Below are 14,273 nucleotides of genomic sequence, written 5' to 3' on the forward strand. Positions count from 1 at the left end.
CTTGTCCACCCGGCCCACCTCGCGGATGAGCAGCCTCGTGTCGCCTGCCCCCTCCGCGCGCCGCTCGCGCGCCGCGAACGAGACGCACCGCCTGGACCGCGTCATCGTCGCCATCAGTGTCAACCCCCGAACTCGCCATCGAAGTCCCCGAGCCCTGCTGCGCGACTACGCGGACGAGATCGACGGGGTACGCGTCATCCGACTCATTGACCGCTGCGGATCTCGTCGATGCGCTTCGCCAGAGTCTCCGTCTCCGCGATCAGCCTCCCGTGCGCCTTCTTCTGCTCCTCGGCACCCCGGTCCCTGAACGCCCCGCTGAAGTGGGGTCGGAGCTGGGTCCACCAGCCGTAGTCCAGCATTGCCCACGCCTGCGGGCAGAGGGGTGCGCGGGTCTTCGGGAGATAGCCGCTGTCGACCAGGGACTGCTGGTACTTCTTGGGGTCGCTGCCCTCCAGGTAGCACAGGAAGTTGAAGGCCCGCTGCTGGGTAATGGGGTGGTCGCTCGACATGCCTTCCAGGGTCGGCGTGCCTTCCTTGCGTGCGATCTCGTCGAAGAGGATCGCGGCGGCCAGCGACGGACCCGGCCCGACCTCGTTGACGGTATAGAAGGACGCGAAGCCGTCCGCCGCGTCTTCTTCGAGACCGAGGTTGGCCAGGAGGAGCTGGCGCTGCAGGGCATGGCCCATCTCGTGGCCGAAGATGAATTCGGTCGACAGCACGGTCAGGTCGTCGGTGTTGTACTCGGACGCGGGGAACGGGGCGGGCCGCTCGACGGTCTTCACGACGTCGGTGAGGGCCTTCTCGATCTCGGTCAGGAACGGTGGCGGGACGAAGATCGTCCTGCCGTCGGGCTGGGTGACGGCGTCGGTAACGCCGGGTGGCACGGCGGCGGTGACCTTCACGACCATGTCGTGCGGGAGGGTGAGTGATCTGTTCACCCAGTCGGCCGTACGCTCCAGCACGCGGGAGGTCCGGATCAGTGCCACGGCCTCCCGGTCCTGCGGTTTGACCGTTTGGGCCTCGTAGACGACGGTGACCCTGCCGGAGCGCGCCACCTGGGGGCGGGGCCCTGCTCCAGTCCCCTGCCCGGCATCGCGGGCCTCGCCGCTGCACCCGGTCGAGACGACCCCGGCGAGGAGCAACACACCGGACAGGACGATGCGCGCCCTCTTCGAGCGACCAGCGGTGTTCGTCATCCTTGATCGGCTCCCGTCGCGTGTCCCCGCACTGATCCTCCGGCCGTCCGGGGGCGGGTGCCCGTCGAGCCGCCCGTACGAGGGACCGTTCGCTGTGTGGGCGACCTTCGGGAGGCCGCCTGCTTCGACCCGTTCGACAACCGCAGCATCAGGGATCCCCTACGCGGCCTGGCGCCAGCTCCGCAAGCAGAACGGCGGGACTGTGACCTGGACCTGGACTCGTCGTTGAGCCGGCCTGAGCTAGCTAAACGATGTCCCGTAAGCCCTGATCAGGTATGTGATGATCTTGATGTGAGGCCTGTGGTCACGGCGTCTGAGCCGGGGTGGACAGGTCTGTTCTCCGGGCTGAGCGAGCGGCAGTTCCGCAAGCTCATCGGGATGGTGCGACGCCGTGGCGGTGGTGCGCCGACGGGCGGCCGGCCGTGGTCCCTGTCACTGGAGGACCGGGTCATGCTGGTGTCCGCGTACTGGCGCTGAATCCGACCATGAGGCAGCTCGGCCCGCTGTTCGGGGTGTCGAAGTCGGCGATGGACCGGGTCATCGACGACATCGCACCACTTCTCGCGCTGGCACCGGTACGGCGCCGGCACCCTGCGGGCACCGTCCTGATCGTGGACGGCACCCTGGTACCCACCCGCGACCGCAGCATCGCCGCCTCCTCCAAGAACCACAGGTACTCCACCAACGACCAAGTCATCATCGACGCGAACACCCGGCTGGTCGTGGCGGCCGGACGGCCACTGCCAGGCAACCGCCACGACGCCCGCGCCTACCGGGAATCCGGCGTGGACCGCGCCGTTGAGAACGCGCCGGTCCTCGGCGACGGCGGTTACCGAGGTGCCCCCGCCCTCATCCCGCACTGGCCACGGCCAGGTCGGCCCCTCGCCCCTCAACAAGAAGCGGACATTCCCTCCACCGCCGGGCCAGAGCCCGAGTCGAGCACGCTTTCTCCAGGATGAAAACATTCAAGATCCTCCGCGACTGCCGCCTGCGCGGCGACGGCGTCCACCAGGCCGTACTCGGCGTCGCCCGACTCCACAACCTCGCTCTCGCCGGATAACCCGCGCGGCACCCCAGAGACTTCGATCTACCCACACGACCCCTTACGGGACATCGTTTGGTCCAGGACGGACAGTCGGGCGCGCGACCCTTGACCGTATGGAAACTCTGCCGGATGACGGCCGGCCCACCGGACCGCGGTGCTGGATGTCGGCCGCGCCCATCGACATGCACCGGGTCCCGTACGCCGCAAATTATCCGACAAGTGGTCAGTAGGGGTGAATTCCCCGCCGGATCCCTATCTGGCTTTGGCATGGTGCGCTGTCATATTCCTGTCAGATTGCCCCGTTCATCTCGTTGCACCCATCAGCCAGGGGAAGGCAGGAAAATGGGCAGGTTCAGGTACGGAACCACGGCGTCGGCCATCGCGCTGGCCGCCTTGGGATCGCTCGCCGCCGCGGGAGGCACGGCTCACGCGGAAGCGGGCCAGGACACCATCAGCATGCTGAAGCAGGAAAAATCCCAGTGGTGCTGGGTCGCCTCCGGGCTGACCATCGCCAAGTTCCAGGGCTTCGGCTCCACCCAGACGGACTTCTGCAACCGGGCCCAACCCTCCTACGGCTGCAACAACCAGCCCGCCACGCTCGACGACATGGCCAGGGGCTGGGGCAGCCTCGGCATGACCCGCACCGGATCGGGCCTGAGCAGCGCGGCCACGTTCAACCAGGTATACACCGACGTCAAGGCGGCCCGGCCGATCGGTGCCCGCATCGGGTGGACGTCCGGTGGCGGCCACATGAACGTGGTCTACGGCTTCGACACGTCGAACAGCACGATCGCCGTGGCCGACCCGTGGCCGGACACCACCACGTACACCTGGTGGAACTACAACGACTACGTGAGCAACAGCTCGTCCAAGTGGACCCACTCCCGCATCGGTATCTCCCGCTAAGGCAGGCGTCATGCGCGACACCAGCGGCACCCGAATGTCCAGGACGCGGGCGGCCTCTCGCTCCTCCCGTCTGTCCATCGTCATCGCACTGAGTGCATCTGCACTGCTGTCCGTCCTCGGTCCGGTCCACGCGGCCCCGGCCAAGGACCCTCTCCCGGCTGACATCCCCGACTACCAGGCCGCCCTCGACGCGGTGAAGTCCACCGACGTCCGCAACACCGTCTGCCGCTTCCTGCGTACTCCGGTTCCCACCGACGGCGTCAACGGACCGGTGCAGACGATCCCCGAAACGGCCGAGCCGTGCGAGGGCCTCCCGGCCTTCACGATCAAGGACCCGCTGGCACGGAACGAGATCACCCCCGGGTTCGTCGCGGGCACCGCCCAGCCGCTGCCCACCGAGGCGATCAAGCTGACGCAGTTGGTTTCTTCGCTGAGCACGCCCGTCAACGGCCGCAACGCCACCGTCATGCTCGCCCCCACCCAGGGCGGCGGCTGGCACCTGGCGGCCGTGAGCGACGGCGACAGCGATGCCACGTACGCCGGCAAGGCCACCGTGGGCACGTTGGTCTTCACCGAGCCGCAGATCCGCGGCTGGTATCAGCTCAAGCTCTTGACCGTCGAGCCGCTCAACGACGAGGCCCGGCAAGGACTGGGCGGCCGGGCGTCCGTGTCGCTCGGCGACTACCAGAAGCTGGTGAAGGCCCGCTACGCCGACAAGCTCCCGGGCTCGGAGTACGACTCCAAGGGCTACTCCAGCGGCTACAGCGCCCAGAGCGAGGCGGACGACGCCTCGTCCTCCACCCTGCTGCTTGCCGGCGGTTCCGGCACAGCACTCGCCGTCGCGGGCGCAGCCGCCGTGCTCCGCCGGCGCCGGCGCGCAAGCACCCGCTGAGCCCGGCCCCGTACGCTCCCTCGCTCCGCCCCGGCAGCCAGCCGGGGCGGAGCGAGGAGCGTACGGCCGGACCGCCCGTACATTCCGGCACGGGCGAAGTTCGAGCAGCAGGTCACCTTGGAGGAGTTCGACTGCGTGCCGCGTCAAGCACGTCCCGCGCGCGTCCGGCATCTACGAACCATCACGCGGGGCGCCGAGACCGGCATCCTGACCGCCCGGCAGGCGGGGTACCTCGACGATGGCCGGAAGATCCACAACGGCATGGCACACGGCCAGACCACGCACATGGCGATGGCGCCGGCTATGGCTGTGCCGATGGTGACGGCCTCGTTCACGATCGTCTCCGAGCTCTGCGCCGCACCCGCCCAAAGATCACGGCTCGATAACAGGCGTCACGCCATCGGCTTCCCCGGCACCAGTACCAGGTGAATGCGGGAGTCTGCCCGGAGTCCCACGCCACCCGCGTGAGGAGCCCGGTGACGCACGCCGGCGATGCCCGGCAGCCCGAGCCGGAGCCGCGCCCGACGTGGTCAAGGGGTGCTGAGAGCCCTCTGGATGGCCCGGAACCCAGTGCCGCGTCCAGGCCGTGAATGATTCGAACGTCGTGCCCATCACCGCAGCTCACGCCGCCCGAAGGGGGCTGCTCGGCAAGGCACCAGCGAAGGGGACGACCAGGAAGGTACGGGCCGAGGCGCTGTGGATGCTGAGGATGGCGCAGGTGATCACGGAAGCAGGGTCGGACGGCCGGTTGTACGTGCGCAGGGCCATGGTTGAACTGGCGGAGCTCGGGCCGGCGGAGACGAACGGCAAGGACGGCAAGCACCAAATCTGGAACCTCACCCCGGCCGGGCAGAAGGCTCTGGCCGACGGCAACGAGCTGCCACCCCGACCGAAGGCCGGCACCGGTGCGAAGGCAGGGAGAGCCGGGTTGGGAGTGCACGCCGTCGCAGTGACCGACACGATCCTCGCCTACACCGACACCGACACCGACACCGTCCTATCCGGTAGCCGGGAGTACCTGACCGACTGGCAGGTGGAGGTCAACCACGCCATCAAGGAGACCGGCCTGTCCCTCAACACCGACGCCGTCCTCGCCCTCCCGACCACTGGGCCGTACCTGGTGGCGATGCCGCGCCTCTGCTTCAAGCGGTTGAAGCACCGCGCCGGTGCGGTGCCGTTCGACGACGTTGCGGTGCTTGTAGACGTCGGGGTCAAACGCCGGTGGGCGGCCGCCTCGGCTGCCTCGACGGGCAGCTGTTCTCTGCCCTGGGTGGTCGGCAACGTGTCACGACACGGGTCGCGTCAAGGGGGTTGGCTGACTCAACGAGCCAGACCCTTGATGGGGGCGAAGCCCCGCGCCGGCCTCGGCGGACGTCGTGGACCTGATGGCGATGCTGGAGTAGTCGGGCAGCGAAGCCGAAGCCTCCCGCAGCGGCGGCGGTGACGCCACCGTCCACGACCTGCCCGCAGCGGAGAAGGCCGCCAAGAAGACAGTGCCGGTGAAGAAGGCGGCCGCCAAGCAGGATCCGGCGAGGAAGAGCGCCGGCCGCAAACCCCCCAGCGCCGGAACGGGGGACCGGACCGGGCTGGCTCACTGTCGCGGGGCTGGTCGCCGGCCTTGCCCGGTGACGGGACGCGGGCCTGGCGGCCGGTGAACGATCAGCAGCCTGCTGTCCGGGGTTCGGTCAGTCCGGCGGCGGCCATGGCGGCGGCGGTGCCGACCTCTCCCTGGCAGCCGACCTCGGCTCCGGAGATGGAGGCGTTGTGCTTGACGATGATGCCGATGGCGGCTGCGGTGAGAAGGAAGCGTACGGTGCCGTCCTCGTCGGCGCCGGGAACGAACCGGTGGTAGTAGTGCAGGACGGCGGGGAGGACTCCCGCGGCGCCGTTGGTCGGCGCGGTGACGACGCGGCCGCCGGCGGCGTTCTCCTCGTTGACCGCGAGGGCGTAGAGCGCGACCCAATCCATGGCGTGCAGCGGGTCCCCGGAACCTCCTTGCTGCTGGAGGCGACGGTGGAGCGCCGGAGCGCGGCGGGGAACGTTCAGGCCGCCGGGCAGGATGCCTTCGGTGCGGCAGCCGCGATCGACGCAGTGGCGCATGATCTTCCACAGGTGCAGGAGCCGCCGGCGGACCTCGTGCTCTGGCCGGCGGACCGTCTCGTTGGCGAGCATGAGGTCGCTGATCGGGCCGTCCCCGGTCAGGTCGAGGAGTTGTTCGGCATTGGTGAAGGGGCGGGGGACCTGGTGCGAGGCGTCGTGCGTCTCGTGGAGTAGGAAGCCGCCGCCGACGGAGTAGAAGGTGCGGCTGTCCAGGACGGTGTCGTGCCGGTCGAGCGCGGTGAAGATCAGGGCGTTGGGATGGGTCGGCAGGAACCGGTCCGGGTGGAGGGTCAGAGTGCAGTCGACGGCCTGCGCTCCCGGCAGCGGCACCCGCCGCTCGGCGGTGAGCCGGCGGAAGCGCTCGTCGGCGGTGGCGGTGTCGAGGGTCTCGGGTTGCTCGCCGGTGAGTCCGAGCAGGACGGCTTTGTCGGTGCCGTGGCCGGCGCAGGTGGCAGCCAGCGAGCCGAACAGTTCGACGTCGACGGCCGCGGCGTCGGCGAGTAGGCCGTCCTGGTCCAGTCCGCGGACGAAGCGGTGCGCGGCGCGCATCGGGCCCACGGTGTGGGAGCTGGACGGGCCGATGCCGACGCGCAACAGGTCGAACACGCTGATCAAGAGGGGCTCCAGGGGAGGCGGCCGGGTAGTTGTTCACGGTCTACCGCCGACCGGGTCCGCGGGGTGGCGAGGGGTCGCCACTGGCGTGGAGGGGCGTCCGGTCGAGGAGATGGTCCTCTTGCCGTGCAGCGTTCTTGGTCCGAGGCACCGGCCGGATGATGTTGATCTTGGTCGGAGGTGGTGTGGATCTTGGTAGGGGAGCGGTATCGCCTGACAGCTACCGGTTGGTACGTGTCACGATGCCCGGCACACCGCACGCAGCCGGCGGCGACGGGACCGGAGTGGCCGTGCCGCTTCCGGCGCACGCCCGAGCCGGCCTGCCTTCACCGGAAGGTACGCTGATGACCGATGAGGACCTGTCAACCCACCTGTGTCGCCTGGGGTTGACGCGCCGTGAGGCGAAGGCCTACGTGGCGTTGCTCGCCGCCCGATCCGACGACGGCGAGCAGTCGGCAAACAACCCGGACCGCGACCGGGAGGGCCCGGAGTGCAGCGGCCCGGACAACAGCCCGGCACTGGAAGAGGATCTCGCGCAACTGCGCAGGCTGGGCTTGGTCACCGTCTCGGAGACCGGTGGCCGCCGGCACGTGCCGGTGGAGCCCACCATCGCGCTGGAGTTTTTAGCGCACAGTCGCGCCGCCGAACTCCGCGAGGCCCAGCAGGCCGCCGTCAATGCCTACGACGGCTACCGGCGCTCCGTCAGCCCACAGCCGACCGAGAACCTGGTCGAGGTCGTCACCGGCGACTCCATCATCGAGCGCATCGAAACCATCGAGGCGGCCGCCGAGACCGAGGTCCTGCGTTTCGACTCGCCGCCGTATCACACGCACGGCGCGGCCAACCCGATCCAGATCGAGAACCTGCGGCAGGGCGTGGAGTACCGGGTCGTGTACTCCCGGTCCGCCGTTCAGAACGCCGCGTACTACGCCGTCAACATCCAGCCTTGCATAGCCGCGGGGGAGCAGGCCCGGATCCTGCCCACCGTTCCCGTGAAGCTCACCATCTTCGACCGTCGCCTGGCCATCGTGTCGATGTCCTTCGTCGAGGCCGAGGTGAACGACTCGCTGCTGTTGGTCCGTCCGTCGAGCCTGCTGTCCGCGCTCACGGGGTTGTTCGAGACCTCGTGGAGGGCGGCGCTGCCGATGCACCTGAGCGGCCGCGTGCCGTCCGCCCTCAGCCCGATCCACCGGCGCATCATCGAGCTGTTGGCCACCGGGGTCACCGACGCGACCATCGCCGAGTTGCTGGGCATCAGCCGCCGCACGCTCTCGCGCCACCTGGAGCAGCTCAACTCCCGTGCCGGCTCCGTCACCCGGTTCCAGATGGCGCTGCACGCCGCGCGCAACGGCTGGATCTGAGCGAAGCGGAAGCCGGGCGCGGATTGACGTCGATCGGGGGTGCGTGACCTTTATGGCCAAAGCGCGCCACTGGCAAAAAGTCACCTCCGGCGCATGTCTCTGACGGTAGATCTAGTGCCCCGGCTCGCTCCGCCGGAACGGGCTCCTCCACCCCGGGTGCCAAACCCGGCCGCCCCGGAACCCGGTCAGATGCTCGACCGGCCGGAGCGCCCGGTCGAGTCCTGGAGTCCGATCCCCGACCCCTCACCAGGAGACCTGCATGTTGGCGAAGTTAGCGCTCTGTGCCGGCGTCGTGTTGTGCGTCGCCGCTCTCGTCCCGGAGGGTGCGCAGGCTTCCACGTCCTCGGCGCAGGGCAAGAAACGGTGGGAGTCGGACGTCAGAGCCGTCCCCCAGAACATCCAGTCACACCTCGACGGTCGCCGGCCGGGGCGAAGAACGGCGACAGGCCGGCGTTGGCCCCGGGCATGGACCACACCTCGCTCGCCACCCATCACGACAAAGGCAGGCCTCGAGCCGATCCTGGGCATCACCGGGTATGCCAGGCAACACCACGCGTCGATCCTCGTCGCCTCCTTCCGCGACGACAGGGACAGCGACTCCACCTCAAGCAGCCCAAGACCGTCGACTACACCGTCGTGACCTCTGCGCGAGGGCCAAGGACGACGCTTCCCAGGACGACGTCGAGCTCTGCCGCAAGAGGTACGCCAAGGGCGGCTACACGCTCGTGGCCCACATCGCCGACCGCGCCGCCGACTTCCGGGGCGGCCGCTACGAGAAGGGCCTCAGGAACCCTCGGCGACGCGGCCTGAGTCGACGTCCGGCCACTCCCCGCCACGACGACGTGGAGGGGGGCGCCGATCACGGCGGGAAGCGGGAAGACGCGCGTTCGGGTGATCAGCCGCAGGACGTGGGGCGCTGCCGGAAAGGCCCCGCCCACAGAGTGCCCATGCAACGGCCACCCCGCACAGCAATCCGCCACGAACAACGCAAGCCGAGCACACCACCGCCGCGGAAGCACCCCACGCCACGCTTCCAGGGGATGGCGAAGACCTGATGCGCGACGAGTGTGCCTCTGGGCCCGCGATACGTGAGGCTGCTCCCACCCCACCCCAACCCCGGCCTTTCGCCGTGCCCGGACGTCTCGACAAAGCCGCGGAATTGGTCGTTCCCGGCAACTGTCTCCTCCGCGCGCCGCAGGTCGGCCGAGCTCGCCGTAGTCGATTGGCGCCAACGACGGGCACCCGCCACGTCACCGACGGCGCGCCACTACCGAACCACACGCTGAATTCACTCCTCCAAGGAGGCACTTTGTCCCGGAATCATGCACCTCGCCACGCTCGTAGGAGGAAACCGTCCGCCGTGGTCATCGCGGCCACCGTCGTGGCCGCGGCGGCAGCCGCAGCGGTCACCAGCCCGGCGAACGCCGCCCTGTATCCCTCCGACACGCTCCGCACGGTCGGCGAGCCCATAGCCGGCCGCTATCTGGTGGTGTTCAAGGACGGCGGGGTGCCGTCCCCGGACGCCGCGCGGACAACCGCCGCCCAAGGAAGACAGGCCGAGCAGGCGACGGTCGCCTCCGTCGCCGAGCGGCTGGCGAAGGCCCACGGCGGCTCCGTCCGTACGGTCTTCGACACGGCCCTGCACGGCTACGTCGCCGAGATGACGCCGGGCCAGGCGCAGCAGGTGGCGTCCGATCCCGCGGTCGAGTCGGTGGAGCGGGACAGTGTGCAGCACTCGGCCTCGGCACCGGAGGCCGCCCAGGCGGCGTCGGTGGCGAGTTGGGGCTTGGACCGCGTCGACCAGCGCAGCCTGCCGCTGGACGGAAGCTACACCGCGCCGAACACCGCTTCCAACGTCACCGTCTACCTGGTCGACAGCGGGCTGCGGACCACGCACAGCCAGTTCGGGGGGCGGGCCGGCATCGGGGTGGACTTGGTCGGTGACGGTCGCAACGGCGGGGACTGCGTCGGCCACGGCACCCACGTCGCGGGCACCGTCGGCGGCAAGGACTACGGCGTGGCCAAGGGCGTCAGGCTGGTCTCCGTCCGCGTCACGCCGTGCAACGACTCCATCCCCACCTCGGCCATCGTCTCCGCCGCCGACTGGATCACCAAGCGCGCCGTCAAACCGGCCGTGGTGAACATGAGCATCAACGGTGGGGTCAGCGCCGCGGAGGACAAGGCGATCCGCAACTCGATCGCCTCCGGGGTCACCTGGGTGGTCTCCTCCGGCAACAGCGGGGCCGACGCGTGCAGGAACTCGCCCGGCGACATCGGCGAGGCCATCGTGGTGAACAACTCCACCTCCGGTGACCAGCGCCGCTCGGACTCCAACTGGGGTGCCTGCACCGATCTGTTCGCGCCCGGCACGGGCATCACCTCGGCCTGGAACAGCGGTGACAAGGACAGCCACAAGCTGACGGGCACCTCGATGGCCGCCCCGCACGTCGCCGGCGCCGCCGCCATCTACCTGTCGGCCCACCCCACGGCCACTCCCGCGCAGGTGCAGGACGCGCTGATCAAGGCGGCTACCACCGGCAAGATCGGCAACGCGGGGACCAACACCCCCAACCGGCTCCTCTACATCGCGGGCTTGGGCGACAACCCCACCAAATGACCGTCAGCCCGCGGGCCAGAGGTCCACCGACCAACCCTGGGCCGGCAGGCCCTTCAACCGCCTGCTGACCCTCGCACCCTGCCCGGACCGGCGGTCGCATACCGCCGCCGAGGCACCGGACGACCACCCTCCCACACCCCTGACACAGGAGACAGAATGTCCGCTGGTACCCAAGGCCGTCACCGCCGCAACCGGAAGAAGATCCTGCTCGCCGTCGCACTGCCGACGGCCGTGGCGGCGGGCGCCGTCACCTCCCTGGTGAGCATCGGCTCCGCCTCCGCCGCGGGGGCCGTACCCAAGCCGGACCACGTCGTCGTGGTCATGATGGAGAACCACGCCTACAAGCAGATCATCGGCAGCAAGGACGCGCCGTACCTCAACTCGCTCGCCAACGGAGGCGCGGTCCTCAAAGCGTCCTACGGCATCACCCACCCCAGCCAGCCGAACTACTTCGCCGTCTTCTCCGGCAGCACCCAAGGCATCACCGATGACGGCTGCTACCACGTCGGCTCCATGTCCGCCCCCAACCTGGCCTCCGAGCTGACCGGGGCCGGCAAGACCTGGGGCAGCTACAACGAGTCGCTGCCCAACGAGGGCTCCACCACCTGCAAGAGCGGAAAGTACGCCCAAAAGCACAACCCCTGGTTCGCGTTCAAGAACGTCCCGGCCAACACCGGCCACACCTTCGCGCAGTTCCCCAGCGACTTCAGCAAACTCCCCACGGTCTCCTTCGTCACCCCCAACCTCTGTTCCGACATGCACGACTGCAACGTGGCCACCGGAGACGGCTGGATCAAGAGCAACCTCGGCGCGTACGCCGCCTGGGCCAAGACCCACAACAGCCTGCTGGTCATCACCTACGACGAGGACGACAAGCACAGCGGCAACCAGATCCCCACCGTCTTGTACGGACAGCCCGTCAAGGCCGGCAGCGCGCCCACCACCAAGTACAACCACTACGACATGCTCCGTACCCTGGAGGACCTCGCGGGGACCGGAAAGCACGCCGGTAAGGCGGCCAACGCCACCGACATCACCGGCGTCTGGAACTGACCATGTACCTCGCGGACAGCCGACGCTCCACGGCGTCCGCCGCCGCCCCGGCCCTCGGGCCGGGGCGGTCCGCGCGGATCGCCCCCACCGTACTCGCCCTCGGTACGGTCAGCCTGATCACCGACGTCTCCTCCGAGATGGTCACCGCCATCCTGCCCCTCTACCTCGTCACCGCCCTCGGTGTATCCCCACTCGGATTCGGCGTCCTGGACGGTGTCTTCAACGGTGCCTCCGCCGTCCTGCGGCTGCTCGGCGGCTTCCTCGGCGACCGCGGCGGCGGACGCCACAAGGCCGTCGCCACCGCCGGTTACGGCCTCTCCGCGCTCTGCCGGCCGGCGCTCCTCCTCGCCCACACCACGCCGCTGATCGGCCTCGTCCTGGCCGCCGACCGGGTCGGCAAAGGACTGCGGACCGCACCCCGCGACGCCATGATCTCTCTCGCCACCCCGCCCGAACGGCGCGGCCGCGCCTTCGGCGTGCACCGGGCCATGGACACCGCCGGCGCGCTGACCGGACCCCTGCTCGCCTTCCTCATCCTGCGCGGCGCCCCCGGCAGCTACCACGCCATCTTCACCGTCAGCTCATACGTCGCCGCACTCGGCGTGCTCGTCCTGGTCCTCTTCGTCCGCGGCCGCAGCCTGCGCTCCACGCCACCGACCTCAGCAGCGCGGCCACACCTGCGCGAACTGCTCCACCTCCCCGCCCTGCGTCGAATCACCGCGTGCGCCGCCTTGCTCGGGCTCGCCACGGTCAGCGACTCCTTCGTCTATCTGCTGCTCCAGCGCCGCTTCGACCTCCCCGCGACCTGGTTCCCACTACTGCCGCTCGGCACCGCTGCCGTCTACCTCCTGCTCGCCGCCCCGGCCGGCATGCTCGCCGACCGGATCGGACGCCGGCGCATGTTCGTGCTCGGCCACGCCGCGCTGCTGACCGGGTACGCCCTGCTGCTCGCCCTCCCCGGCGGCGGCGCGGGACTCGCCGCCGCGGTCCTCGCCCTGCACGGACTCTTCTACGCCGCCACCGACGGCACCCTCGCCGCGGCCGCCGCGGACGCAGTGCCAGAGCAGCGGCGCGGCGCCGGACTCGCGCTGGTCGGCACCGGCCAGGCCGCGGGCCGGTTCGCCTGCTCCCTCACGGTCGGCGCGCTCTGGAGCCGCTGGGGCGACACCACCGCCCTGGCCCTCATGACCGCCGCCCTCACCGCCGCCGTCGTGATCGCGGCGCGACTGCTGGACCCGCTCACCGATGACCGGGCGCGGGCGGCGGCCGATTGACCCGCCTGATTGACCCGCCGCCGACAGGCGTGCGTTCCGCCTGCCTGTCCGCCCGCCGAAGAACCCCACGGAAGAGGAACTCATACATGACTTTCGCCCGCCGTCTCCTCGTCCTGTGCGCCGCCGCCGCCGTCCTCGTCGCGGCCGGCGTCTGGACCGTCCTGCGCGCAGGCGACGAAGCCCGGGGCGCCAACCGGGCGGCCGACGGGCCGCCGGCCAAGGCGGGCATCGTCGGCCTGGGACCCCACACCGACGGAGCGCGACTGGTGTTCCGCAGCATGACCTGGGGTGCCCAGCGCGACCACCTCGCCGCGGTCCCGCTCACCGAACCCCGGGGCACCCGGACGGTGGCGACGCCGGCCTGCCTGCGTTTCCACGCCGCCGCCGGTACCGGGGTATGCCTGCAGGCCGTCCACGGCGTCCTGGAGGACACCTACCGCGCGGTCGTCCTCGACGCCGACCTGCACGAACGCCGCCGGTACGACCTCGCCGGCATCCCCACCCGGTCACGGGTATCGCCCTCGGGCAACCTCGTGGCCTGGACGGTCTTCGTCGGCGGGGACTCATACGCAGGCACCGACTTCTCCACCCGCACCTCGATCCTGGACACCCGCACCTGGACCCTGCAAGAAAACCTGGAGACCTACGCCATCACCCTGGACGGGAAGCCCTACCGATCCGCTGACACGAACATCTGGGGCGTCACCTTCGCCGACGACGAGCATTTCTACGCCACCCTCGCCACCGGCGGACAGACCCACCTGGTCGCCGGCGACGCAATCCAACACACCCTCACCACACTGCACGGCAACGTCGAGTGCCCCTCCCTGTCGCCCGACGGCACCCGCGTCGCCTACAAGAAGCGCGTCTCCGGCCTGAGCGACGACGCCCCCTGGCGGCTGTACGTCCTCGACCTGAAGACCATGGGCGAGACGGCCACCACCGAAGGCCGCAACATCGACGACCAGGCCCTTTGGCTCGACGACCACACCCTCGCCTACTCCCTCCCCAGCGACGACAGCAGCGACCTGTGGACCGTTCCCGCCGCCGGCACCGGCACCCCGGCCCTGCTCGCCCCCGCCGCGCTCGCCCCCGCCGTCGTACGTTGACGAGGCCGACGTCACCCACGAGCCGTGTCACCGCGTCGCCGTCGGAGGTGCACCTTGCGCCGGCGGTCGGCGAAACGGACAGTCTCGCCCGGCTCACCGGCGATGTCG

The 14,273-nt window shown here is 69.9% G+C and carries 11 protein-coding genes and 1 pseudogene; 10 read left to right on the forward strand and 2 right to left on the reverse strand.

Annotated features, from left to right (window positions below; genetic code table 11):
• Window positions 1-203: 203 nt before the first annotated feature.
• On the reverse strand, window positions 204-1,196 hold the full coding sequence (locus OG861_RS31560; RefSeq protein ID WP_329191669.1) for a DUF4344 domain-containing metallopeptidase: 993 nt from the start codon (window positions 1,194-1,196) through the stop codon (window positions 204-206).
• A gap of 291 nt (window positions 1,197-1,487) precedes the next feature.
• Here OG861_RS31560 and OG861_RS31565 point away from each other — a divergent pair.
• The 5 genes and pseudogenes from OG861_RS31565 to OG861_RS34360 all read left to right on the forward strand — a co-directional run bounded on the left by OG861_RS31565 (window position 1,488) and on the right by OG861_RS34360 (window position 5,483).
• Window positions 1,488-2,256 (forward strand): annotated as a pseudogene (locus OG861_RS31565) (transposase).
• A gap of 327 nt (window positions 2,257-2,583) precedes the next feature.
• The gene (locus OG861_RS31570) at window positions 2,584-3,147 is read left to right on the forward strand and encodes a papain-like cysteine protease family protein (protein ID WP_329191667.1); all 564 of its coding nucleotides are present in this window, start codon (window positions 2,584-2,586) and stop codon (window positions 3,145-3,147) included.
• A 10-nt stretch (window positions 3,148-3,157) separates the two neighbouring features.
• Window positions 3,158-4,039 carry a hypothetical protein gene (locus OG861_RS31575; protein ID WP_329191665.1) on the forward strand — a complete coding sequence of 294 codons (882 nt, stop codon included), beginning with the start codon at window positions 3,158-3,160 and terminating at the stop codon, window positions 4,037-4,039.
• A gap of 117 nt (window positions 4,040-4,156) precedes the next feature.
• Window positions 4,157-4,468 carry a hypothetical protein gene (locus OG861_RS31580; protein ID WP_329191663.1) on the forward strand — a complete coding sequence of 104 codons (312 nt, stop codon included), beginning with the start codon at window positions 4,157-4,159 and terminating at the stop codon, window positions 4,466-4,468.
• 157 nt (window positions 4,469-4,625) lie between these two features.
• Entirely contained in the window at window positions 4,626-5,483 is an 858-nt protein-coding gene (locus OG861_RS34360; protein ID WP_443064469.1) for a replication-relaxation family protein, read from the forward strand.
• Window positions 5,484-5,698: 215 nt separating this feature from the next.
• On the opposite strand, the gene OG861_RS31595 is transcribed toward OG861_RS34360, so the two are convergent.
• On the reverse strand, window positions 5,699-6,745 hold the full coding sequence (locus tag OG861_RS31595) for an L-serine ammonia-lyase (RefSeq protein WP_329201929.1): 1,047 nt from the start codon (window positions 6,743-6,745) through the stop codon (window positions 5,699-5,701).
• Window positions 6,746-6,993: 248 nt separating this feature from the next.
• Here OG861_RS31595 and OG861_RS31600 point away from each other — a divergent pair, with 248 nt between their 5' ends.
• The 5 genes from OG861_RS31600 to OG861_RS31620 all read left to right on the forward strand — a co-directional run bounded on the left by OG861_RS31600 (window position 6,994) and on the right by OG861_RS31620 (window position 14,165).
• Window positions 6,994-8,112, forward strand: coding sequence for a helix-turn-helix domain-containing protein (locus OG861_RS31600; protein WP_329191661.1), 1,119 nt, complete (start codon window positions 6,994-6,996; stop codon window positions 8,110-8,112).
• A gap of 1,360 nt (window positions 8,113-9,472) precedes the next feature.
• Entirely contained in the window at window positions 9,473-10,729 is a 1,257-nt protein-coding gene (locus OG861_RS31605; protein WP_329191659.1) for a S8 family peptidase, read from the forward strand.
• A gap of 156 nt (window positions 10,730-10,885) precedes the next feature.
• On the forward strand, window positions 10,886-11,782 hold the full coding sequence (locus OG861_RS31610) for an alkaline phosphatase family protein (RefSeq protein WP_329191658.1): 897 nt from the start codon (window positions 10,886-10,888) through the stop codon (window positions 11,780-11,782).
• A gap of 2 nt (window positions 11,783-11,784) precedes the next feature.
• On the forward strand, window positions 11,785-13,056 hold the full coding sequence (locus tag OG861_RS31615) for an MFS transporter (RefSeq protein WP_329191657.1): 1,272 nt from the start codon (window positions 11,785-11,787) through the stop codon (window positions 13,054-13,056).
• An 86-nt stretch (window positions 13,057-13,142) separates the two neighbouring features.
• Window positions 13,143-14,165, forward strand: a complete 1,023-nt coding sequence (locus OG861_RS31620) for a TolB-like translocation protein (protein ID WP_329191655.1) — start codon at window positions 13,143-13,145, stop codon at window positions 14,163-14,165.
• The last annotated feature ends 108 nt before the right edge of the window (window positions 14,166-14,273 follow it).

The organism is Streptomyces sp. NBC_00539, assembly GCF_036346105.1.
Classification (GTDB): Bacteria; Actinomycetota; Actinomycetes; order Streptomycetales; family Streptomycetaceae; genus Streptomyces.

Bases quoted from the DNA above. Each gene is read 5' to 3' on its own strand.
- OG861_RS31560 (WP_329191669.1), bottom strand. From the start codon at position 1,196: ATGACGAACACCGCTGGTCGCTCGAAGAGGGCGCGCATCGTCCTGTCC.
- OG861_RS31600 (WP_329191661.1), top strand. From the start codon at position 6,994: ATGCCCGGCACACCGCACGCAGCCGGCGGCGACGGGACCGGAGTGGCC.
- OG861_RS31620 (WP_329191655.1), top strand. From the start codon at position 13,143: ATGACTTTCGCCCGCCGTCTCCTCGTCCTGTGCGCCGCCGCCGCCGTC.
- OG861_RS31570 (WP_329191667.1), top strand. From the start codon at position 2,584: ATGGGCAGGTTCAGGTACGGAACCACGGCGTCGGCCATCGCGCTGGCC.
- OG861_RS31575 (WP_329191665.1), top strand. From the start codon at position 3,158: ATGCGCGACACCAGCGGCACCCGAATGTCCAGGACGCGGGCGGCCTCT.
- OG861_RS31610 (WP_329191658.1), top strand. From the start codon at position 10,886: ATGTCCGCTGGTACCCAAGGCCGTCACCGCCGCAACCGGAAGAAGATC.
- OG861_RS31615 (WP_329191657.1), top strand. From the start codon at position 11,785: ATGTACCTCGCGGACAGCCGACGCTCCACGGCGTCCGCCGCCGCCCCG.